The sequence below is a fragment of the Pseudoalteromonas sp. NGC95 genome, from assembly GCF_015864705.1.
In the GTDB taxonomy this organism is placed as follows: domain Bacteria; phylum Pseudomonadota; class Gammaproteobacteria; order Enterobacterales; family Alteromonadaceae; genus Pseudoalteromonas; species Pseudoalteromonas arctica.
Window position 1 is genome coordinate 1 of record NZ_JADYWR010000004.1, and the last position, 22,691, is coordinate 22,691.

A 22,691-nucleotide genomic window follows, 5' to 3' on the forward strand; every position below is an offset into this window, starting at 1 on the left:
TATTATTGCCTGTATAAGAAAGCTTATAGTAATCATAAATTCTATGGTGAGGGATGGTGTCATGTGGGATCCTAAAATGGTTTGAAATTAGGAATTGACACCATAGTCACTTGTTATGTTTTTACCACTCTGTAGAGCTTCTAATCCGTGAAACACTATACTCAAATGAATTATCTTGAAGATGCTCTAAATAGCTATGAATACAGCATTCTCCTAGGACTGTTTCAGAAACAACATTTAAGTTATCTTTTGTGTATACAACATATAGAGCGTCTAGGGGCGTTACTTGCTCACAACAAGGCTGTGTATTTTGAAGTGTTATTATTTTGCCATGTGAAATTGGAAAGTATTGACGAATTAAAGGGTAATACCGTGGAGAGGATAATAAAATATTTTCAATATCATATGAGTTAAATATTTTATATTGGCTCCTAATTTGATTGCATACTTTAGCTACGGATGTTCGAAAACCTTCTGTATATGCAGTAGAAAAGAAGAACATAAAACCATTGCAGCCATGCTCAGCTAATTTATGGGGAATAGCAGCATCATGGTTTACACCTACAGATTTACCACTTTTAGCAAAGTGCTTACAACTAACTAACCAACGATATCCATTTACGTGGTCAAAGTGGCTGGGTTGTTCACATACAATATCACGACCTCCATCTGGTCCGATTGCGGGTGCGACAGGTATTGTTAACCCCATAGAGTTAATAAGTTGCATGCAAAAATTTTCAAAAGCGTGATCGTCAGCTATCTCTTTAAAGTCAATTAACACTCGGAACCCTCATTAAAAACATAACGGCTTATTGAACACCATTTTGGTGGTTTATAACACACCAAAACGGCGTTTAATAATGTTATCGGACAAAGTTAGGCTCTTAGTCAAAGAAGTAGGAATAAATTTAACTTTTTCAGTGTCCGGTTATCGCTCTTTGCCGAAGTTCGGCTTAGTGCCATGAGCAGACATTGACATTACTTTTCAAAAACCTCTGAATTGGACAGCTAAGCCACCAAAGCGGTCATAGGAATTTAAAATCAAATTACCAATTTATAGAAAAAATGATTATTCTAATATTTTTGTAAGAGAGTTTAAAAGCTCTATCATTTGCTCTAAAATTTTATCAAATGCGAAGACTAGATCGCTATCATCAATATTAAGGCGATTAATTGTCTTTTCATACTTGGAACCTCGTCTATGAGCGACACCTGTTGAACGTACTCCTTGAAGCCCACCCAAGAAACTAGCAGCATCAAAATTTATGCCTTTAGATTTAAGAAAAGCTGAAAATAATTTTATAGATCCACTTTCATCACAAGGCATTACAGCCTTAACTCCCTTCACATTTATTGAGTCTATTGTGATTTTAACAAGTGATAAAACTTGAGAGTCAAATTCAGATTGTTCATTTTTTGTTAAGCAATGTAATGTGTTAAAACAATGCAGATCTGAATTAGTTAAAGGAAGAAATAAATACCAACCAAAGCGTTCAAACCATTCACTTTGAAACCTTTTAAACGCCCCTTTAAAGATTAAATCAGGGCTTTCAGGATTTGACCATTTACCAAGCATACTCCGTTCAAAGTATGTATTACTCATCTCTTTATTTTCAGCCCCAATATTGAAACATTTCCAATATTTTTGTTCAGAATTAGGTATGCTTTTCCCTAAATCACCCAAAAACACACAGACATGATCTTTTGAATTATTGTCAATTTTTAACTGCCAATAACCAACTTTATATATCATGCTATCTGAAACTTCATACTCTGTTGATGCATTATAATATCTTTGCATAACATCTTTACTAAAAAATATCTGAGTTAAATAGTGTGGTGCATCAGGATTACCACCGAAATAGTCAGCTAGAATTGATGGGTTACAGGAATGATATTTTGAATCGTGCTCGTCCCCTTCAATTATAAAATCTTCGTATTCTTCTTCTAAACTAAAAGGTGAGGCACTTTTTTCTGTTAATTTTTGGCAATCAATTAATTTTTTACCAACAACTCTTGTAAAGTTTTTATAACCTTTTACATATGAATCATTAGAGAATTTATCATATCTAATGTTGTTTTTTTTAATAATTAATTCGTTATCAAATTCTTCGTTAAAATGAAAAGAGCTTTCAAAAAATAAAAGCAAATTCATTTGTTTAGCTGCCATAAATGCTTTTAAGAATGAAGTTCTAATTACAATTTCTTTTTTAGAGTATCGAATTACTTCAATCTCTTTTCCATTATCATCATCAATAATATATTTAGAGTTTTTAGTGTCATTGTACAGCCCCAAGTACAATACTAATTCTTGAAGAATTTCATTATATTTTTCTTTTCTTCCTATAAAATCTCGAACAAAAACTAACGGTAAAAACTCAGATGTATGTTCTTCATAACTTACATCATCACCACATAATATAATTGAAGGACTACCACTACCATATGATAAATCCCAACCGTAAGAGTCCATATACACTTCTCGTCCAACTATAGGAGCTAAACAAGAGTATTGTGAACCATCAATCGTTTTATCATCAGAATCAAGGTTCTTATATAAAGGAATCCATGTTTCATTACCTAGTTCATTTTCACAATAAGAAACAAAGTTTGATATTTTATTTTTTGACAAGAGAATCCTTCCTAAATTATTAATAAGTTATTTAATATGCTTGCGATAATACCATCTGAAAACATTAGGGTTTTAAAATAAAGGCTTAACAGTAAAGCTTTTACTATATATTTTCTAATGAATTCGTTACTAGAACTTCATAACGGCAAGGCCGTTCAAATAATTCCATCAATCCTAACTATTTTAACATTCAATTACATAAATATATTTACAGGTTTAGATTCCTTTTAATAATAAAAAAACGCAATATAACAGCACTTACTTTTTAGATAAACATTTCAGGTGTAAGGATACTTATGAATGCCACGAACCAAATTAGAGCAAAGCTATTAGAACTTGAAGGTGGGATATTTCAACGTTTATGTGATGATTGGTTGCATCGTAAAGGATATGACAATATCAATGCTATAGGGATGATGGAGTCAACTGATAGAGTAACGAAAGGCACCCCTGATTGTTTATTTATACAGCCTGATGGTTTTTATGTTTTTTCTGAATATACAGTCCAACAGAATCGATTAGCTATTAAACTTGAAGATGATATTAATAAATGCTTTGATGAAAAAAAAACGGGCATTAAAAGTGAGAAAATTAGCGAAATAATAATTTGTTATTTAGGAAAACTATCAACACATGAAATTAATCATTTAACAAGTCTTTGCCAAAAAAGAAATACCAGATTAAGCTTGAATGGACTCGATTCAATGTCTCTTAGCATTCAAAACTGCTATCCCGTTTTATCTGAACAATATTTAGCTTTACCTCTAGATACAGGGCAACTACTTCCCGTAGACGACTTTATTATTAGGTATGGGAAAAACAACCTAACGACCTCCATAGACAATAAAATGTTATTTCAGGATGAATTAATTAAGCAAGGCATGGCTCAATTAGAGCAAGAACAGTTATTGTTGGTATCAGGTGCAGCAGGCGTAGGCAAGACATTATTTTCTGTAAATTTAGCTAAGACAATGCAGGAAAAAAATTCAGCTCTAAAAGTATATTGCCTGTTTGATAAGGGGGCAGACCTAACGAGAGATATAACTGCACATTTAAGTGAGCCTGGTGATTACTTAATCTTTGTTGATGATGCAAACAGGCTAGATAATAGGCTTGACTACATTTTACATTACCTCAATGAAAATGATGGCAATAGAACATTTCGTATTATTGCTACCGTTAGGGATTACGCTCACGATTCAGTAGTAAGTCAGGTTAGTAAATTCACAAATATACATGAGCAGTATATATCCCCCTTAACAGACGAACAAATTAAAGAGTTAATTGTTGAGTTGTTTGATATTCATAACAGTGAATATCAACAAAGAATTCAAGAGATATCAGGTGGTAATGCAAGGTTGGCAATGATGGCTTCAAAAGTAGCCATTGAAACTAATCAAATCAACTCTATACAAAATGTCGCATCTTTATATGATGATTATTTTGGTCAAAACGAAAACATAAAAGAAGTTGTAGAAAATGAGAAGTTAATGGCGGTAGCGTGTGCTATCTCTTTCTTTAGAAAAGTAGATAAGCTAAATGATTCTCATATGGGGTGGGTACAAAATTCATTTGGCATTTCGTCTGAAGAATTTTGGGAATATGTTGGTATTTTACATAAAAATGAACTTGTAGATTTATACGAAGATGAAGTTGTAAAAATATCAGACCAAGTTTTATCGACCTATTTATTTTACCTATCCGTATTTGAAAAGAAAACAATACCATTTTCATTAATCGTTAATGACTTTTATCCAGATTTTAAAAGAACCATAGTTGATGCCTTAAACCCTGTAATTAGTGCTTTTGACCACAAAAAAATAGTAAAAGAAATCAGGTGTGAAATAGAGGGAACATTCAAAGTAATTTCTGAATCTGGAGATATAAGGAGTTCAATTGAATTTTTGAATTCATTTTGGTTTGCGCTGCCCACGGAAACATTAATTTTTGCCAAAAAGTTAATTTCTGAAATGCCCTGTATAAAAGACTCTTGGGAAGATGAGTCGTTTGAAGAAGAAAAAGGAGAACCAACCGAATCGTCATTAGTTACTTTGCTAAGTAATTTTAGAAACTATGGTGAAGCTGAGTTTAAAATGTCTTTTGATTTGCTTTTACAATATTTATCAAAAAGTAAAGAGTCTCTTGGTTGCATTATTAAAGAATTAACAGAAAAGTATAGCTTTAAGCCTAATGATTGGCGTTATGGTTATTATATTCAGGCTCATGTTGTTGATACTCTGATTGAGAGAAGTGAATGTGGTAAAAATTATTTATTTTCTAAAATTTTTACCTTAGTAGCTAAATCATTTTTAAAAATTGAATATAGAGAGCATCAATGGAGCCGAGGCGATACCATTAATATTATAACCTTTAGGTTATCGCCAGATGAATACCTCATGCCAATAAGACAGAAATTAATTGCCAATTTATCAATTCTACAGTGTCAGTTAAGCTACAAAAAAACTATTCAGGAAATCTTTCAGGAGTACGTAAGTCAGCTAAGGTTTGAAGGAAAAGAAATGGCAGAGGCTGATTTGCCATATATAAAAGAATGTTTTGTCAATAGTTTAGATTCGAATAACACTTCGCATTGCTTAATTGTGCAAGATCTTTGTGATCATTTAGACTCACTTGAAATTGAATATCCAGCAGAATGGAAAAATGATTTTGCAAGTGAAACTCTTGAACTTTCAAACTTACTTCTTGAAGATAGGCAAGATCGAAGAATGCTAGACATGGGATATGAAGAATACAATAAATACCGCCATCAGTGCGTTGTAAAGTATTTTTCGATTCTCACAAAAGAGCAGTTTACCCAATTCATGGAGCAGTGCGTTTCGTTACATAATGCTCTTTCTGGTAGAGAAAGAGATTATTCACTTAAAAGCGGTATTGAAATGAGTTTAAAAGCCATTGGTGAAACTCATGCCGAAGAATTTGTAGATTATGTGTCTTTATATATGGATTATGACGATTTATTTGAAGTTAACCCATTTTCAATTATTTCTAACCTTTTTAAGACTCAAGATGCTAATAAAGTATGGAAATTAATTAACTCAAAAGATTATCGCTGGAAGAAGTATTGGTCCTCATTTTATTTTTCGTTATTGCCAGAAGAAAGTATCACTAAAGCGGATGCTGAATCGTTACTTGAACATTTAAACAACACGCCAAGTAATGAGTTAAGAAATTGGTTAGATTTCTTATCTAAGTACCAGACCGTAGATAAAGAAATATATGTAAAAGCGGTAAAGTTATTGGTAGATAAATCAAAGGAAGACAAAAATTACGCTAAATCATTAGGCCATATTTTCAGTGATAACTCTGAAATATTTGGCTCTTGGTTTGAAATATTTAAATCAGATGAAAAACTAATATTTGATGCTTATTTAGCAGTATTCAAGATTGAACGGTATTGGGATTATAAAGGAAAAGCCTTAGATATATTGACAAAACGTAACACTACTTTCTTGGGCGAAATTGTAGATAGTATCTATGATAGTGAACGCTGGCCTGATTCTCATACAAACATGCCAGAGTTAGACTTTTTATGGGAACGAGATAACTTTATAGACGATATAGAGAAATACGGTAAGTATGTTTATCACAAAGAAAAAGATTCATACGGCATTGGTGATAATATTTTTTGCAAATTGTTTTTGAAAGAAAAAGGGAGAAATGAAGCCGAAGAATTGATTGAAAAAAAACAATCATTCATCAAACACACTATTTTGAACAATATTGATGACATCAAATATTCTTGTTTTATTTTTAACCTTGCTAACTATATGAGCGAAGATTTTCGAAGAGAACTCTTAAGTTTATTTTTACAAGGTAATAATAATTATAATGACTTTCAAACGCTTTATTACGAGTTCACAACAATAAGTTGGTCAGGAAGTAGAGTCCCTATACTGGAAAGAGAAAAGAACTATCTTGCCTCTATATTGCCATTATTCAATTCTGTGGAGTTACTTGAGCATAGAGCATATGTTGAAGAACAAATTGAACATAAAATTAAGTCAATTGAGTATGAGAAAAAGAGAGATTTTTTGGAAAGTAGACATTAACCATATCTGCTTTTCTGCTTTCATCCAGATTATTGATGCAAAATCTAAATCGAACTATTGTTTGAAGGTTATAATATAATGTCCGATTTTTGGTAAAGTTTAGTGTTTAGTGATGATACACGACAGGCAGCATGAGCTTGAAGCAGTCATACAATGTAAAAGTCCGACTGACCGCTTATCGCTCTGAGCTGCCTTTAACTTAAATCAAACCACCTCAACACCCTTTAATATATTTCATGTGCATTTTATAACCAAGAAGTGCTAGGTTAGTGGTAAATTAATTGAAGGAAATAATTATGAAATTAGAGTCATTAGCACTGCACCACGGTTACGAATCTGAGGCAACGACCAAGTCGGCAGCCGTGCCTATCTATCACACTTCTTCTTATACATTTGATAATACGCAGCATGGCGCTGATTTATTTGATTTAAAAGTACCTGGAAATATTTACACCCGCATAATGAACCCAACTAATGCCGTACTTGAACAACGTATTGCTGCAATGGAAGGGGGTATTGGTGGGCTAGCTGTTGCCTCTGGGATGGCCGCTATTACGTATGCTATTCAATGCTTGTGCGAAGTAGGCACTAATATTGTAAGCACCAGCCAAGTATATGGTGGTACGTATAACTTATTTGCTCATACACTACCTAGGCAAGGTATTGAAGCGCGCATGATTAAAGCTGATGACTTTACCGCGTTCGAGAATGCAATTGACGACAACACCCGCGCTGTTTTTTGTGAATCTATTGGTAATCCTGCAGGTAATATTGTTGATATTGAACGTTTAGCACGTATTGCACACAGCAAAGGTGTGCCGCTTATTGTTGATAATACCGTGGCTACGCCGTATTTATGCCGCCCATTTGAGCTGGGCGCTGATATAGTGGTTCACTCGCTGACAAAGTATATTAACGGGCACGGTACTGCCATTGGCGGCATGATTGTCGACTCAGGAAAATTTGATTGGAAAGCGAATGCCACGCGTTTTGCAATGATGAACGAGCCCGATCCGTCGTATCACAATGTGGTGTATACCGAAGCTTTTGCTGAAGCTGCATTTATTGGCCGTTGCAGAGTAGTGCCACTTAGAAATACCGGCGCAGCGCTTGCGCCTAAAAACGCATCTGACATTTTAATCGGCCTTGAAACCTTAGGCTTAAGAATGGATCGCCACTGCGAAAATGCACAGCACTTGGCTGAGTATTTAGAAAATCATCCAAAAGTGCTTTGGGTTAATTACGCAGGGCTTAAATCAAGCCCGTATAACGAAATGAGTCAAAAAATTACTAGTGGTAAAGCATCGGGTATTTTAAGCTTTGGTATTGCTGGTGGCCTAGAAGCGGGTACTCGTTTTATTGATGCGCTAAACATGATTTTACGCTTAGTTAATATTGGCGATGCCAAGTCGCTTGCGTGCCATCCTGCATCAACCACACACCGCCAATTAAATGATGAAGAGCTTGCTAATGCGGGTGTAAGTCGCGATTTAATCCGTTTATCGGTTGGTATTGAAAACATTTCTGACATAATTGCCGATGTAAGCCAAGCGCTCGATAAAGCATAACGTTAATTTATAGCCTCTAGGTATCGAGGCTTTTAGCTTCATTACGCTTTTGAGATATCTGCTCGTGGTGTTTCTAAAATCGCTTTTTTTTCATCTTCAGATAATATTATCCAATCAAAAATTTCTTCGTTAGTACGCCCACAACCGGTGCAGTAACCGCTGCGGCGTTCACATATGCCTAAACAGTCGGTTTTTAATTTAGATGGTTTTTTGTTTTGATTTAATTGGCGCATATTAAAGTCCTAATGGTGGTGCAATTTCAAAGCGAGTAGAAAACCCAATACCTTCTTGATTGGTAGCAAGTGTAATGACTGGGGTTTTAGTATCAAGTACAAAGGTGCTGTAAATTGAACTTGCTGTTTCTTTTTGCCTTTCCAACCAACCTGTTTTGGTTAAGCATTGGCGTAATTGCTTAGCCAGTTTTTGATGAGACTTTATTGTTTGCGTTTGTGTTTTAACAGGTGTTTGGCATTGGTAGCTTGCTTGTTCTGACTTATTTAAAGTAACTGTACAGGTTGCTCCAATTATATGAGTATTAGTACGCCATTGATTAGTAAACTGGTTATTTACTTTATCTGTTTTGATTGAATTAAAACCAGTCTCATAACCATTTATTAGGTTATTGATGGTGCTGCATTCATCGGGTATTACTGAGGTTTTTACAGACTGATTTGTTGTATTAGTGGTTGCTGTAGTCTGATTAGTTTTGCTGGTACAGCCCGCTAAAATAAACGCGACGGCTAAAATAAATGCGACAATAGAAGGAGTAATATAGTTTTTCATAGTTCACAGTAACCGATTAATTTAGCCACGCACTATATCACACGTGATTTACTGTAAAAATAAAAAGGCCCATATAAATATGAGCCTCTTTGTTAGTCACAACTAATGCTATTTATGGCGACCTTGCAAGCATTTAACTACATCTTCAAGGGCTAAGCCTTGGCGTTGTAGTAATACTGTAAGGTGATAAATTAAATCAGCAGATTCGTTTGTTAGCTCATCGTTATCGTGTTTCATAGCGGCAAGGGCAACTTCTACGCCTTCTTCACCTACTTTTTGACAACTACGGCTTAAGTCTTTTGCAAATAGTGACGCAGTGTAGCTTTTTTCAGGGTCGTCGTTTTTACGCGCTACAATCACATCTTCTAACTGTGCTAAAAAGCTTAAACTTGGTTTTGCTTCATCACCAAAACAGCTTTGTGTGCCTAAGTGGCACGTTGGGCCTTCTGGATTGGCAAGTACTAAAATTGAATCGTAGTCACAATCTGTATGCACAGATACTACGTTTAAGTAGTTTTCTGATGACTCGCCTTTAGTCCATAAACGCGATTTTGAACGCGAGTAAAACGTTACCTTATTGGTATCAAGCGTAACAGCGAGTGCTTCGCTGTTCATAAAGCCTTGCATTAAAATAACACCCGAGCGGGCATCTTGAATAATAGCAGGGATCATGTCACTTTTAGCGAAATCGACCTGAGCTTGGTTTTGTTGTGTTACTTGCATAATCTTGCTGCCACTTGGTTATCTGTTAAAAATTGTTTTAGCTCGCCAATGTTAATCACATTTTTATGAAAAACGCTGGCGGCTAATGCACCATCTACTTTGCTTTGTTTAAATACATCAACAAAATCTTGCATACTACCTGCACCGCCAGAGGCGATTAAAGGAATGTCACACAGCTCGCGAATTTTACTTAACTGCTCGTTGTCGTAACCGTTACGAACGCCATCTTGGTTCATACAGTTTAATACAATTTCGCCTGCGCCTAAATCTTGTACGCGTTTAACCCATTCTTGTGTTTTATAACGTGTACGGCTTGATGCATTAGGATCGCCAGTTAATTGATACACTAAATATTCACCAGTCGTTTCATCAAAAAAGCTGTCTATGCCTACAACAACACATTGCTTACCAAACTCATCGTGTAATTCTTTAATAAGTTCAGGGCGTGCAATAGCAGGGCTGTTAATGCTTATTTTGTCAGCACCGCGCTCAAGTACACGCGCTGCATCAGCGACAGATTTAATACCACCCGCTACACAAAATGGAATATCGATATTGCGTGCAATACTCTCTACCCAATTTACATCAAGTAGGCGTTTTTCAACGCTTGCGCTGATTTCGTAAAAAACAAGTTCATCGGCGCCAGCTTCGCTGTAGGCTTTAGCCATTGTCAAAATGTCACCAACAACTTCATGACCTTTAAACTTAACGCCTTTAACTACTTGACCGTCTTTAACGTCTAAACATGGAATTATGCGTTTTGATAACATGCCAATGCCTCCTCAACGCTAAATGCGCCATCAAGCAGTGACTTGCCTAAAATAACGCCGCCCACACCGAGCTCTTTAAGTTTTTTAATGTCATCTAGTGAGCTTACGCCCCCTGAGGCTTGCACTTTAATTTTGCTGTTGTGGCGAGTTAGATCTTCGTAAAGCTCAAACGATGGACCCGTCATGGTGCCATCTTTGCTGATGTCCGTGCATAAAAAGTCGATAACACCTAAGCCTACATAAAAATCTACCAGCTCAAGTAAACCAAATTCAGATTCACTTAACCAACCGTGCGTAGCAGGTGCCCAGCCCGTGGCTGTTTTATTTACATCAAGAGCAATTACAAAGTGCTCTGCGCCAAATTGTTCAATCCAGGCTTTTACTTGTTCGCGTTTTTCTACTGCCATTGAACCAATAACCACTTGGTTTGCACCGGCTTTAAGCCAATCACTTACATCTTGCTCTGAGCGAATACCGCCGCCCACTTGGTACGGTACGTTGAGTGCTTTGGTCGCAGCTTGAATATGTTTCCACTGTTTTTTACTTGGATCGCGTGCACCTTCTAAATCCACAAGGTGTAGTTTACCTGCGCCACTGTCGGCGTATTCTTTTAAACGCGCGCCAAGTTCGAAAGGGTAAAACTGTGCTGTGTCGTATTTACCTTGGTACAAGCGCACAATTTGATTTTGTAATACGTCTAATGCTGGAATAATCACAAATAATCTCTTTTTTGTTAGTTAATGGGCAGCTTACAACTGCCAATCAACAAAATTTTGTAATAAACGTGCGCCAACTTTTGCGCTGCGCTCTGGGTGAAATTGCATGCCCGCGTAATTGTCTTTAGCAACAATGGCTGAAAAGGTTTGACCGTACTCGCCGCTCACTAGTGTGGCGTCGTTTACGGTGTGCGCAAAGCTGTGAACAAAATACACTTGCTCATCAAGCGTTAGCCCTTTAGTTAATGCATGCTCTTTGTTAACGCTTAAGTTATTCCAACCCATATGCGGCGACGTTAAATTGCCTACATCAAGCGCTTTTACTTGCCCTGGTATTTTACCCAAGCACTGTACGTTACCTTCTTCGGTGCTTTCGCACAGTAACTGCATGCCTAAGCAAATACCCATAAGCGGGCGCTGGTATTCATTTATAGCTTGTTGCCAGCCGTTATCGACTAGGCGTTTCATGGCAACCGACGCGTGACCTACACCTGGCAATATAGCGCGCTCAAAACCCGCTAATTGCTCTGGTGAAGTAATAACTGTTGGCGTTTGGCCTAAGCGTTCAAACGCAAAGCGTACTGAATTTATATTGGCACAACCGGTATTAATTATGGCAATCATAAACATCCCTTAGAGCTGGCTGTTTGTTGGGTCGTGTCTTGTGCTACGGCCATACGAAGAGCACGTGAAAACGCTTTAAATAAGCCTTCTACTTGGTGATGACAGTTACCGTCGCTTACCGATAAAATAAGGCTAATGGCGGCGTTATCACTTAAGCTTTTGAAAAAGTGCTCAACCATTTGTACGTCTAAATCACCGGCTTTTTCGCGGCTAAAGTTAGCGTTTAATACAAACGATGCACGACCCGATAAATCAATTTGTGCTTCAGCTTTACATTCATCCATAGGAAGAGCAAAACCATAGCGTGCAATTTGCGATTTAGTACCTAGGGCTTGTTTAAGTGCGACACCAAGAGCAATACCAATGTCTTCAACAAGGTGGTGCTCGTCTATGTGTAAATCGCCTTTGGCTTTGATGTTTAAGCCAATGTTTGCGTGCGTGCGAATTTGATCAAGCATGTGATCAAAAAAGCCAAGGCCGGTGTCTATGCTGCCATTTTTAGTTTGATCTAAGTTTATGGCTACATCAATTTGGGTTTCTTTAGTGTTTCGTGTAACACGACCTTCGCGGTTTGCGGTGGTCAACTTAGTCACTATCGCACTCCAATCGCCGTCGTATAAAATACCTTCACAACATAGATTTTGAGCAAGGCCAATATCAGTTTCGCGGTCGCCAATAACAAAAGAGCGTGCTAAATCTACTTTGCCTGAGCGCATAAGCTTGGTAAGTAAGCCTGTTTTAGGTTTACGGCAATCGCAGTTTTGCTCGTTAAAGTGAGGGCAAATTAATACTTCGTCAAAGCTAATGCCTTGGCTTTGCATTATGTCCATCATTTTGTCTTGTGCAATATCAAAGTCAGCAGTCGGGAAGCTATCTGTGCCTAAACCATCTTGGTTAGATACCATTACTAAACGGTAACCTGCGGCTTGTAATTGTAATAACGCAGGAATAACACCAGGTAAAAATGCTAGCTTTTCAAGGCTATCTACCTGTTTGTCGGTAATTGGCTCTTCAATAATAGTGCCGTCGCGGTCGATAAATAAATAGGGGTTACTCATGATACTTCGTTTCCTGCTAAAGATGCTGTGGAAGCTGGCGTTTGTAAGCCATCTAACCAAATTTTTACTTGTTCAAGTTCTTGTTCACTACCAATTGAAATTCGTAGCCAGTCGTCTTCACCGTATAGCGTAAAAGCGCGCATAACCAAACCTTGCTCAAGTGCAATTTTAAAGTAGTTTTTATCGGCTAATTTTAAAGTAACAAAGTTACCTTCACCAGTGAGAATTTTTAATGCAGCAGGGGAGGCGTTTAGCCAATCTACCAACTTAGCTTTTAAGCTATTTAAAATAGTGACTTGGCGGCGCATTGATGTAATTGCATCGGGTGCAATTGCTTGCGCTGCAATACTTGCTACTACGCCAGATACCGGATACGGCGCAATGACTTTACGAATTGGCGCAAGAGTTGCTGCTTGTGCAAGGGTAAAGCCCGTTCTAAGGCCTGCCAGTGCAAAGGCTTTAGAAAGCGTACGCAAAACCACTACATTACTAAACTCGTTAATAAGCTTAGTCGCGCTTTGCTCTGGGCAAAACTCTATATAGGCTTCATCAACAATAACCAGTGCTTTACCCATAAGCGCTATTGCAATCGCTTTTACTTTATCAAGTGGTGTTAGGCTGCCCGTTGGATTATTTGGGTTACAAATAAATACCAGTTTTGAGCTGCCAACAGCTGCGACTATTTCGTCAGCACTGCCACTTAATAATAATTCTTGGGTAAGCGCGTTAATACCAACGTTGTGTGTATCGGCGGTTACTTTGTACATACCGTAGGTTGGTAAAAATAGCGCAATACTATCTTTAGCTGGCTCACAGTATGTGCGCACTAAAAGCTCAATGCCTTCATCTGCGCCGCGCGTCATTAATACATTTTCGCTTTCAAGCTCTGTATAAGCGGCGTAACGGTCAATAACCAGTTGCGGTTGTGGATCGGGGTAGCGATTTAAATCTTCAATACTCAGTTCAAGGTTTTTAGCATACGGGCTTTCGTTAGCGTTTAGCCACGTAGTACCGGTTAGCTTTTCACTTTTTGCAGAGCTGTATGCAGCAAGGGCTGCAATATTTTTAGGTAATAAGCTAGACGCTTGTGCGCTCTCATTGCTCATTTTTAATTGCCTCTAAACGAATTGAAACCGCATTAGCGTGGGCATCAAGGCCTTCTGCATCTGCAAGTGGTAAAATAGCTTTTGAAAGCTGTGTTAAACCACTTTTAGTAATTGTTTGCACTGTGTATGTACGAAAAAAATCAAGCAAGTTTAAGCTAGAATATGTTGCACTGTAACCATATGTTGGTAACACGTGGTTAGTACCTGATGCGTAATCGCCTGCAGATTCTGGCGTGTAGTCACCTACAAATACTGAGCCTGCATTTTTAACCTTATCTAGGTATGGTGTTGCATCGCCTAGTTGTAAAATTAAGTGCTCTGGCCCGTATTGCGCCGATACATCAAATGCTTGCTCAATTGAATCAACTAAAATAAGCGATGAATTAGCGAGCGCTTGTTCGGCTGTTTCTTTGCGACTCAAATTAGCCAACTGGCGTGTAAGTGCCTGCTGAGTTTGTTCTATTATACTTTCGCTGTTACATAATAAAATAACTTGCGAGTCTGCACCGTGCTCTGCTTGTGAGAGTAAATCGGCGGCTATAAATTCTGGGTTTGCACGTTCATCTGCAATAACAAGTACTTCAGACGGACCTGCTGGCATATCAATTGCCATACCTGGAATAGTTTGCGCAACGAGCTGTTTAGCCATTGTTACAAAGCTATTACCTGGGCCAAATATTTTGTTCACTTTAGGAACCGATTCGGTGCCATAAGCCATTGCTGCAATTGCGCCTGCGCCACCACTTTCTATCAAAGTAGTAATGCCACATAACTTAGCTGCATATAAAATAGCAGGGTTAATTGCTTTATCACCTTGTACCGGCGTAGCAAGTACAACGGTTTTAGCGCCGCTTAACTGTGCTAATACACCTTGCATAATAACCGACGATGGCAGTGGAGCACTGCCACCGGGTACATATATACCGACTGCTTCGATGGCTTGATATTTCAGTTCACATACAACGCCTGGTTGGGTCGATAATTTAATATCTTTTGGCAATTGCGCTTCGTGAAAACGTTTAACGTTTGCATAAGCGGTATCAATTGCGTATTTAAGCTCTGCACTTAGTGCTTGCTCTGATGCGTTAATTTCATCAAGCGGAACACATAAGCGAGGGTTAGATCTATTATCAAACTCTTTAGCCATGCTAAGTAAGGCTTCATCGCCTTGCTCTTTTACGTTAGCTAAAATAGTTTTGCATATAGCTTCAACCTTGGCACTGGCAGAAACTGCAGGGCGCATTAGCGCCGCTGCTTGTACTTGTGAAGATTCCTCATTCCAACGAAGCATGGCACTTACTCCATCATTTTTTCAATTGGCATAACTAAAATAGAGTTAGCGCCTAAGGCTTTTAACTGCTCCATTGTTTCCCAAAATAATGTTTCGCTGCTTACCATGTGAAGTGCTACGTATTCATCGTTACCAGCAAGGGCAAGTAGAGTAGGTTGACCAGAACCTGGTAAAATTTCACAAATTTCATCAAGTTTGTTTTTTGGTGCGTGTAGCATGATGTATTTGCTTTCTTTAGCTTGTCTAACACCACGTAGGCGCGGCATAAGCTTATTGATTAGTGCTAGTTTGTCAGCATCTTGAAGATCTTTATTTTGAATTAAACAGGCGTTTGATTCTAAAATTGTTTCGCCTTGAATTAAGCCGTTAGCTTCAAGTGTTGCGCCAGTAGATACTAAATCACAAATTGCATCAGATAAACCCGCACGCGGTGCTACTTCAACAGAGCCAGTAAGCATTACTGTACTTGCGTTAATGCCTTCGCGCTTTAACCACTGAGTTAAAATTTCTGGGTAAGTAGTTGCAATACGTTTGCCTTCAAACCAGCTCTTATCGCGAGCGCCTAGCTCTTGTGGCCATGCAAGTGCAAGACGACAGTAACCAAAATCTAGTTTTGAAAGTTTGTTTACTTCGCTTGGAACACCTTGACGTTCACGTTCTGCTTGAACTTCTACTAGTACGTTTTCGCCAACGATACCTAAATCACATACACCGTCCATTACTAAACCAGGAATATCGTCATCGCGCACACGTAGTACGTCAATTGGCATATTAGTTGAGTGTGCAATTAAGCGTTGTTCACGAAGGTTAAGTTTAACACCTAACTGTTTTAACAGATCTTGACAATCTTTAGATAGGCGGCCGCCTTTTTGGATGGCGATACGTAGACGATTACTGTTGTTCATTATTCATTTTCCTTTAATTTAAAAACTAAAAACCCCGAGGGGAACCTCAGGGCGAAAATGAATCAATGTTATTTGAATCGCCAGAGGTTCCTTTTAGGAATAACCTCTCAGCGAAAGACCTGACAGGTTATTCCGGTGAATGGTGGTGATGATGTACTGTTGTCAGGTTTAAGCGCATTTTTTATCCTATGTAACTGCTCGTTGTTATAGTAACGTGCAGTTGTTATCTGTTTAAATAAATTTCGCATTCATAAAAACATAAACAGCTATATTATGGCAAGTTTTTTTTAGCTTAATTAAAGCATATGTTATAACTGTCGATAATATTAAGATAATAAGCGCAATTTTCGCCAACAATTGGTTGTTTATCACTCAAACCAAATGGTTAACGAATAAAATGAAAAAATAAGGAAGTACTTATGGATATTATGATCCCTTATTTAGGAAGAATAACTAGGCTAGAAGTTGAGTCAAAAAGTGCTTTTCATATTGCGGGTGTGCAAAGTGGGGCTGCCGCTGAAAAAGTTGAACTAGAGAATAAAAAAAGGCGTGAGTTACAAAAAAAGAAAAAGCTCAATATGCTTGATGATCAAAATAGTAAAAAAAAGTCCAACCTAGATGATGACGAAAACACCCATTTAGATACATGGGCTTGATAATACCAACTTTACTAAATACATAAGCAATTAACTCAAAAAGGCCCTTGCGGGCCTTTTTACTATGTATTTTGCTTATGCCAATTAGCTTAAACTCTTAAGCAGATTGGCATTACTCTTGGTTTTTGCTTTTAAATATATAAAAGCTAAATATAGCGAACACACATATTTGAGCCACAATACCTTGCCATGTTGATTTTATACCAAGCCATGCAATATCAAAGCTCATTGGTAGCGGCGCAATACCTATTATGTCGGCCTCTTGTAATGCAATAACGGCTTTGCCCATAAGTACAAACGAGAGTGCAAATAATAGGTAAGTAGTAATTGCAAAAAACTTAGCAACCGGTAATTTAATTGAGTACTTAATTAATACCCACGTAATAATAGCCAGTATTGCTACAGCTATCGCAAAACCCGAAGCAATAGATGAATATTGGGCAGGCGAGCTTTGCGTTAATAAAGACTGATAGAACAATACAGTTTCGAATACTTCACGGTATACGGCAATAAAAGAAAGCCCTGCTAAACCCCATAATGTACCCGACTCAAGGCGCTTATCTATATTGTCTTTGATGTATTTTTGCCATTGCTGCGCACTGGTTTTACTGTGCATCCATACGCCAACATAAAGTAAAATTACAGCGGCAAACAATGCACCAGCACCTTCCATAACTTCGCGACTTGCACCACTTATTTCTATTAATGTTTGCGCCGCAGCCCACGTTAAGCCACCAGCAATAAGTGCGGTTACCCAACCAACATGTACATATTTAAGTGCGTCTTGGCGTTTAGTTTTAATAAGTACGGTCATAAGGGCAATAATAACTAAGAGTGCTTCTAGGCCTTCGCGTAGTAATATAACTAAACTCGCTGAGAGGAGTGCACCATCAGTTAGTTTGGTTTCGTTTAGCATGCTATCTGCTTTAGCGAGTTGAGCTAGCGCTGCACTTACTTTTTCGCCAACGATGGCTGTATCTTTCTCGTTTTTAAATGTTTGGCGCAGGTTCATCAGTTGTACTTCGATGTTTTTACGCAGTGTTTCGTCGTAGGCATTTAAGTTGTTTTCAACAAGCTCAAAGCCATCTAGGTAAGCGCTAATTGCTAAATCACTTGCTTGTGAGTAATTGCCTTTAGCATGCGCGGCTTGCGCTGCAAGTAACTGCGTGCGAGTAACCGTTATCGGATTCTTTTTACCGGTAAATAGTTGCTCTGGATTACCACGAAGCCATTTAACGTAATGTGCTTGTGTTTCACTTTGACCTGCCGATAATTGTGCAGGGTTTAAGTTTACAATCTGCGAAGCGGTAATGTTTTGCTCTAGATTTTGTGGTTTTTGAACATCTTTAAATGCCAAGCTACCTACATAAAAAGCTAAAGACCAACGTTGTTGTTCATTAAATTGAGTAAAAGCAACCATTGGCGTGTCGTTAATACCATTACTTACAGCGTCAAATAAACCCATTAATGAGCGGTTAGTTGCACGTTCTTCATCGGTAAAGTTGGTAGGCTCTGGCGATAAGTTTTTTGCAAGCGGGCCGTCGCCTTGACCACTTGGGCCGTGACACATTGAACAGTTAGCAGCAAAAAGCGCTTTGGTTTGCTCAACAGGAAGTAGTGATGTAGGTAACGATAGTTGCGGCATAAAGGTAAGTAGCGACTCACGAAGCGCTGAGCTTGCTGCACGTACATCGGCAACACTCGCTTTATTGGCAATCGCTGTATGCAGGGCTTTAGCTTGTGCCTTTACTGTATCAAACTCATTTGTTTGGCTTGATAGCTGTCCAGCTTGCTCAATAATAACGTGCGAAAATTCAGTCATTTCTTGATATTCGTCAGGATCAAGTATTTCACCATTCCCAACAGCTGCCACGTAATCAACACCTACATACTCTGCAAGCTGTGCAATTTGTTTTATTTTTGTTTGCTCATTAGGCGAGGCTGAAACACTAAAGCTTGCCATGACCATAATAAAAAGCATAAAAAAACATTGAAATTGTCGTTTGCTCAGAGACACAAAATTTAAAAACATGTGAGAATTATTTATGGACATCGAAAAGCCCTGTAGAGGAAAAGTCAAAATTATAATTGTTTTCATTTGCATTTCAAGCGGATTAATTTAAACAAAGCAGATAAATAAAAAGAATAACAATTTATAGAACTTTAAAGTGTTTTTGTAACACGTGAGTAACAGTAACCAAGTGATTTTTATAATAACTTGGTTACTGAATGTGTTGCAGACAAAGCATTTATTACTTGGCTTGCTCAGCTGACTTAATGCTACTTTGAATAAGCGGCGAAATAGTTAAGCCTTGTACAATAATAGAAAATATAACCACTACATAAGTAACAATAACGATTAGGTTATGTAGGTCTGAACCGCCTACAAAAACTTGCTCGCGTGGGATTGCTGCCGCCATTGCCAGAGCAAGACCACCACGTAGTCCACCCCAGGTCAAAATTTTAACACTGTGTTTATCGTAAGTTCTAAAGCGTTTAAAAATTACAAATGGTGCGCCTACACTTATAAAGCGTGCTAGCAGTACAACAGGTACCATTAATAAGCCTAAACCAATTTCTCCAAGCGTGATTGGCATAGTGACTATTAGCATACCTATTATTAAAAACAGTAGAGCATTTAGAAAGCTGTCGGTTGCATGCCAAAAATCTTTTACGTAGCGCGTGTCTTCGGGGCCCGTGCGCTCGGTTGCTTTAGTGCGGGTAATATTACCCATTAATATGCCACTGGTTACCATGGCAAGTGCGCCAGATATTTCCCAAATATTTGCTGCAGCAAAACCTGCTGTTGGGATAGTTAAGGTAATTAATAGGCGAATATTTACATCGCGGCTATTAATAATTAAAAAGTGGCCAACTAATGCAATGACTAAACCAAACGCAATGCCTCCTATTGCATCAACAAAGAATAGCTCTGCTATGTCACCAAATTGTGCATCTGTGCCATAAAAAGCAACAGAAAATATAGTGGTAAATATAACTAAACCAATACCATCGTTAAATAGCGACTCACCTTCTACTTGAACAGAGATGCCTTCTGGCGCTCGCATTTGTTTAATAATAGCAAGTACAGCGATAGGGTCGGTTGGGCTAATAAGCGCACCAAACAGTAAACAATAAATAAAAGGGACATCAAAACCAAAAACTGAAAATAAATAAAAGCTTAAATAACCCACTATAAATGTGGAAGCAATGGTTGAAAACAAGACCAGGGCAGTAATTTCCCACCGCTGCTTACGCAGGGCAAGTAGGTTTATTTCGAGCGCACCCGCATAAAGTAAAAACCCCAACATGCCTTTAAGTAGTAACTCGTTAAAGTCAATACTGGAAACAATTTGGGTCATTGCTAATGCGTTCTGATCGCCTAATAATTTTACTGCAATAATCAGTAATAAAGAAATAACCACAGAGCCGGTAGTAATGGCAATGGTAGTTTGCATTTTGAGGATGTACTGGTTTGCAAAGGCTATAAAAATTGCAATTGCAGAGAGAAAACAAATGAGGTACCAAGCATTCATTGATTAACCTTAACTATTTTTTAAACGACACACAAAAAGGAGGATTATAAACCCGCGTATGTTACTCCTGTAATATTTGAGAGTCACAGTATTTATGCCTAAATATAGCTTTTAATACGGATTGTTTTTAGTAAGAGTTAATAGGAAATTAGGCTTTGTAAATATTGTCATTATTAAATTAAATGTACGTTATAAATACAGTGTTTGTTGTAAACTTTAGTGGTTAATCACATTATTGAAACGTGTGTTGCATCATAAAATAAAAGTCGATTTTGTAATTACTTGCCCTAAATGCTTTGCTTACGTAAAATCCCGCTATTATTTATTTTAAAGTGATTGGTATTATCAAACAGCTGTTTAGTGCAACCGGGCCTTTGGCGTCATCGTTAGATGGATATACGCCTCGCCAACCACAAATTGATATGGCAGTAGCTGTTGCAGATGCATTAAAAAACAGTTCGCAATTAGTTGCTGAAGCAGGCACGGGTACTGGTAAAACATTTGCATATTTAGCCCCTGCACTTAAATCAAAAGGCCGAACGATAATATCGACTGGTTCTAAAGCTTTACAAGAACAGTTATACCACCGCGATTTACCTCAATTAGTGAAAGCGCTTGGTGCTTCTAAAAAAACCGCCTTATTAAAAGGGCGTGCCAATTACTTATGTACCTACCGACTTAATCAGCATGTTGCGCATGTGCCTACTGACGACTCCGACGTAATGCATCAACTAGCGATGGTGGCTAAGTTTGCCAGTGAAACGCAATCAGGAGATTTGGCCGATTGTATTGGTATAGAAGATGACGCGAAAGTACTGCCTTATGTAAATTCAACAGCCGATAATTGCTTAGGTAAAGAGTGTCCAGATTTTCAAAGCTGTTATATACGCAAAGCACGTTTAACTGCGGCCGATGCCGACGTAGTTGTGATTAATCACCATTTATTTTTTGCCGACATGGCCGTAAAAGAAAGTGGCTTTGCTGAGCTTATGCCAAAAGCCGACGCGTATATATTTGATGAAGCCCACCAGTTAAGCGAAATTGCCAGTGATTATTTTGGTGAGAGTATTAGTACTAAAAAGCTGGTGGATTTAATTAATGATTTACGTGCTATTTATAGAGCCGAAATTCCCGATATGCTGCAGCTAGGTAAAAGCTTAAATAAGCTTGAAACAAGCGTTGCTGATTTACGATTACAGTTTGGTGTTGATGGCAGTAGAGGCGATTGGCGAGAAAAGCTAAGTGATAAACAAATATGCGCGGCACTTCATCGTGTGATCAGTGATTTAGATTTTGTTTATCAAGTACTTAAACTTTGCCTAGATAGAAGCGACAAAATTGAGCATCCATTTGAACGTGCACTTGCGTTTAAAGGACAGTTAGAGCGGGTTTTTGATACAGCCCAAACCGGCTTTAGTTATTGGTATGAAACAACGCGCCGTTATTTAACAATTAATATAACGCCATTAAATGTATCAGCTAAGTTTGCTCAAATGATGCAAGACACGGGCGCAGGCTTTGTATTTACTTCAGCAACACTTTCGGTCGACAACAAACTAGAGCACTTTAATGCAAGCCTTGGTTTAAAACCAAAGCAAAGCATGATGGTAGATAGCCCATTTGATTACCCTAATCAGGCGTTGCTGTGTTTACCGCGTTACTTACCTGAATCGCACGCTGATAATATGCCGCATGCGATTGTAAAATTAACACTTGAGCTTATAAAGTCAGCGCAAGGGCGTTGTTTTGTGTTATTTACGAGCTATCGAATGATGCACTTAGTTGCCGAAGGGCTCACCACACAAATAGACTACCCAGTTTATATGCAAGGGCAAATGTCTAAGCGTATTATTTTAGAGAAATTTACTCGCCATGGTAATGCGGTATTACTCGGCACGGCTTCTTTTTGGGAAGGTGTTGATGTACGCGGCAGTACACTAAGCTGTGTTATTATAGACAAATTGCCATTTGCAGCCCCTGACGATCCATTGCTTCAAGCTAAAATGCAAGATTGCCAAATGCAGGGAAAAGACCCTTTTTCACACATACAATTACCGCAGGCTGTTATTGCGCTAAAACAAGGTGTAGGGCGTTTAATTCGAGATAGTAAAGACAAAGGCGTACTTGTAATATGCGATAATCGCTTAGTTACACGCCAATATGGCCAAGTATTTTTAAAAAGCTTACCGCCGATGCGCCGCACGCGAAGCTTAGAAGATGCCAATACATTTTTAAAACAAATTAATTAGAGTA

18 protein-coding genes are annotated in these 22,691 nt (G+C 38.1%); 4 read left to right on the top strand and 14 right to left on the bottom strand.

Annotated elements, in window-relative coordinates; genetic code table 11:
- Positions 1-121: 121 nt before the first annotated feature.
- The gene (locus I6E70_RS04925) at positions 122-781 is read right to left on the bottom strand and encodes a restriction endonuclease (RefSeq protein ID WP_197188181.1); all 660 of its coding nucleotides are present in this window, start codon (positions 779-781) and stop codon (positions 122-124) included.
- Positions 782-1,069: 288 nt separating this feature from the next.
- The gene (locus I6E70_RS04930) at positions 1,070-2,632 is read right to left on the bottom strand and encodes a hypothetical protein (protein WP_197188182.1); all 1,563 of its coding nucleotides are present in this window, start codon (positions 2,630-2,632) and stop codon (positions 1,070-1,072) included.
- A 296-nt stretch (positions 2,633-2,928) separates the two neighbouring features.
- Here I6E70_RS04930 and I6E70_RS04935 point away from each other — a divergent pair, with 296 nt between their 5' ends.
- Complete coding sequence (locus I6E70_RS04935) at positions 2,929-6,702, top strand: DNA replication protein (RefSeq protein WP_197188183.1); 3,774 nt, start codon at positions 2,929-2,931, stop codon at positions 6,700-6,702.
- Between the two features lie 296 nt (positions 6,703-6,998).
- Positions 6,999-8,270, top strand: a complete 1,272-nt coding sequence (locus I6E70_RS04940; RefSeq protein ID WP_197188184.1) for an O-acetylhomoserine aminocarboxypropyltransferase/cysteine synthase family protein — start codon at positions 6,999-7,001, stop codon at positions 8,268-8,270.
- A gap of 41 nt (positions 8,271-8,311) precedes the next feature.
- Here I6E70_RS04940 and I6E70_RS04945 read toward each other — a convergent pair whose 3' ends face one another.
- The 10 genes from I6E70_RS04945 to hisG form a co-directional block, all read right to left on the bottom strand.
- Entirely contained in the window at positions 8,312-8,503 is a 192-nt protein-coding gene (locus I6E70_RS04945; RefSeq protein WP_197188185.1) for a DUF1289 domain-containing protein, read from the bottom strand.
- 1 nt (position 8,504) lies between these two features.
- The gene (locus I6E70_RS04950) at positions 8,505-9,053 is read right to left on the bottom strand and encodes a hypothetical protein (RefSeq protein WP_197188186.1); all 549 of its coding nucleotides are present in this window, start codon (positions 9,051-9,053) and stop codon (positions 8,505-8,507) included.
- A 108-nt stretch (positions 9,054-9,161) separates the two neighbouring features.
- Entirely contained in the window at positions 9,162-9,776 is a 615-nt protein-coding gene (hisIE, locus tag I6E70_RS04955; RefSeq protein WP_007376299.1) for a bifunctional phosphoribosyl-AMP cyclohydrolase/phosphoribosyl-ATP diphosphatase HisIE, read from the bottom strand.
- On the bottom strand, positions 9,767-10,546 hold the full coding sequence (gene hisF, locus I6E70_RS04960) for an imidazole glycerol phosphate synthase subunit HisF (RefSeq protein ID WP_170071461.1): 780 nt from the start codon (positions 10,544-10,546) through the stop codon (positions 9,767-9,769). Before hisF ends, hisIE begins: the two co-directional genes overlap by 10 nt.
- A complete protein-coding gene (locus I6E70_RS04965; protein ID WP_197188187.1) occupies positions 10,528-11,262 on the bottom strand; it encodes a 1-(5-phosphoribosyl)-5-[(5-phosphoribosylamino)methylideneamino] imidazole-4-carboxamide isomerase in 735 nt (244 codons plus the stop codon). The genes hisF and I6E70_RS04965 overlap by 19 nt, the downstream gene beginning before the upstream one ends.
- A 33-nt stretch (positions 11,263-11,295) precedes the next feature.
- Positions 11,296-11,886, bottom strand: a complete 591-nt coding sequence (gene hisH / locus I6E70_RS04970) for an imidazole glycerol phosphate synthase subunit HisH (protein ID WP_002960265.1) — start codon at positions 11,884-11,886, stop codon at positions 11,296-11,298.
- Positions 11,883-12,944 (bottom strand): bifunctional histidinol-phosphatase/imidazoleglycerol-phosphate dehydratase HisB, encoded by a 1,062-nt coding sequence (gene hisB, locus I6E70_RS04975; protein ID WP_197188188.1) that lies wholly within the window; start codon positions 12,942-12,944, stop codon positions 11,883-11,885. The genes hisH and hisB overlap by 4 nt, the downstream gene beginning before the upstream one ends.
- The gene (hisC, locus tag I6E70_RS04980) at positions 12,941-14,050 is read right to left on the bottom strand and encodes a histidinol-phosphate transaminase (protein WP_197188189.1); all 1,110 of its coding nucleotides are present in this window, start codon (positions 14,048-14,050) and stop codon (positions 12,941-12,943) included. Before hisC ends, hisB begins: the two co-directional genes overlap by 4 nt.
- Positions 14,040-15,341, bottom strand: a complete 1,302-nt coding sequence (hisD, locus tag I6E70_RS04985) for a histidinol dehydrogenase (RefSeq protein ID WP_007580646.1) — start codon at positions 15,339-15,341, stop codon at positions 14,040-14,042. The genes hisC and hisD overlap by 11 nt, the downstream gene beginning before the upstream one ends.
- Before the next feature lie 5 nt (positions 15,342-15,346).
- Positions 15,347-16,246: an ATP phosphoribosyltransferase gene (hisG, locus tag I6E70_RS04990; protein WP_197188190.1), complete on the bottom strand. Its 900-nt coding sequence runs from the start codon at positions 16,244-16,246 to the stop codon at positions 15,347-15,349.
- A 419-nt stretch (positions 16,247-16,665) separates the two neighbouring features.
- On the opposite strand from hisG, the gene I6E70_RS04995 reads away from it, so the two are divergent.
- Positions 16,666-16,902 (top strand): hypothetical protein, encoded by a 237-nt coding sequence (locus I6E70_RS04995; protein WP_024594333.1) that lies wholly within the window; start codon positions 16,666-16,668, stop codon positions 16,900-16,902.
- A gap of 112 nt (positions 16,903-17,014) precedes the next feature.
- Here the strand turns inward: I6E70_RS04995 and I6E70_RS05000 are convergent, their stop codons facing one another.
- A complete protein-coding gene (locus tag I6E70_RS05000) occupies positions 17,015-18,871 on the bottom strand; it encodes a cytochrome c/FTR1 family iron permease (RefSeq protein ID WP_197188283.1) in 1,857 nt (618 codons plus the stop codon).
- Between the two features lie 283 nt (positions 18,872-19,154).
- Complete coding sequence (locus I6E70_RS05005; RefSeq protein WP_007580638.1) at positions 19,155-20,438, bottom strand: cation:proton antiporter; 1,284 nt, start codon at positions 20,436-20,438, stop codon at positions 19,155-19,157.
- A 332-nt stretch (positions 20,439-20,770) separates the two neighbouring features.
- On the opposite strand from I6E70_RS05005, the gene I6E70_RS05010 reads away from it, so the two are divergent.
- Complete coding sequence (locus I6E70_RS05010) at positions 20,771-22,687, top strand: ATP-dependent DNA helicase (RefSeq protein ID WP_197188191.1); 1,917 nt, start codon at positions 20,771-20,773, stop codon at positions 22,685-22,687.
- Positions 22,688-22,691: the final 4 nt, after the last annotated feature.

What these genes read in the sequence shown, in the direction of transcription:
- I6E70_RS04940 (WP_197188184.1), top strand. Translation starts at nt 6,999, where the DNA reads ATGAAATTAGAGTCATTAGCACTGCACCACGGTTACGAATCTGAGGCA.
- I6E70_RS05005 (WP_007580638.1), bottom strand. Translation starts at nt 20,438, where the DNA reads ATGAATGCTTGGTACCTCATTTGTTTTCTCTCTGCAATTGCAATTTTT.
- I6E70_RS04995 (WP_024594333.1), top strand. Translation starts at nt 16,666, where the DNA reads ATGGATATTATGATCCCTTATTTAGGAAGAATAACTAGGCTAGAAGTT.
- hisIE (WP_007376299.1), bottom strand. Translation starts at nt 9,776, where the DNA reads ATGCAAGTAACACAACAAAACCAAGCTCAGGTCGATTTCGCTAAAAGT.
- I6E70_RS04935 (WP_197188183.1), top strand. Translation starts at nt 2,929, where the DNA reads ATGAATGCCACGAACCAAATTAGAGCAAAGCTATTAGAACTTGAAGGT.
- hisF (WP_170071461.1), bottom strand. Translation starts at nt 10,546, where the DNA reads ATGTTATCAAAACGCATAATTCCATGTTTAGACGTTAAAGACGGTCAA.
- hisC (WP_197188189.1), bottom strand. Translation starts at nt 14,050, where the DNA reads ATGAGCAATGAGAGCGCACAAGCGTCTAGCTTATTACCTAAAAATATT.
- hisG (WP_197188190.1), bottom strand. Translation starts at nt 16,246, where the DNA reads ATGAACAACAGTAATCGTCTACGTATCGCCATCCAAAAAGGCGGCCGC.
- I6E70_RS04950 (WP_197188186.1), bottom strand. Translation starts at nt 9,053, where the DNA reads ATGAAAAACTATATTACTCCTTCTATTGTCGCATTTATTTTAGCCGTC.
- I6E70_RS05000 (WP_197188283.1), bottom strand. Translation starts at nt 18,871, where the DNA reads ATGGTCATGGCAAGCTTTAGTGTTTCAGCCTCGCCTAATGAGCAAACA.
- hisD (WP_007580646.1), bottom strand. Translation starts at nt 15,341, where the DNA reads ATGCTTCGTTGGAATGAGGAATCTTCACAAGTACAAGCAGCGGCGCTA.
- hisB (WP_197188188.1), bottom strand. Translation starts at nt 12,944, where the DNA reads ATGAGTAACCCCTATTTATTTATCGACCGCGACGGCACTATTATTGAA.
- I6E70_RS04945 (WP_197188185.1), bottom strand. Translation starts at nt 8,503, where the DNA reads ATGCGCCAATTAAATCAAAACAAAAAACCATCTAAATTAAAAACCGAC.
- hisH (WP_002960265.1), bottom strand. Translation starts at nt 11,886, where the DNA reads ATGATTGCCATAATTAATACCGGTTGTGCCAATATAAATTCAGTACGC.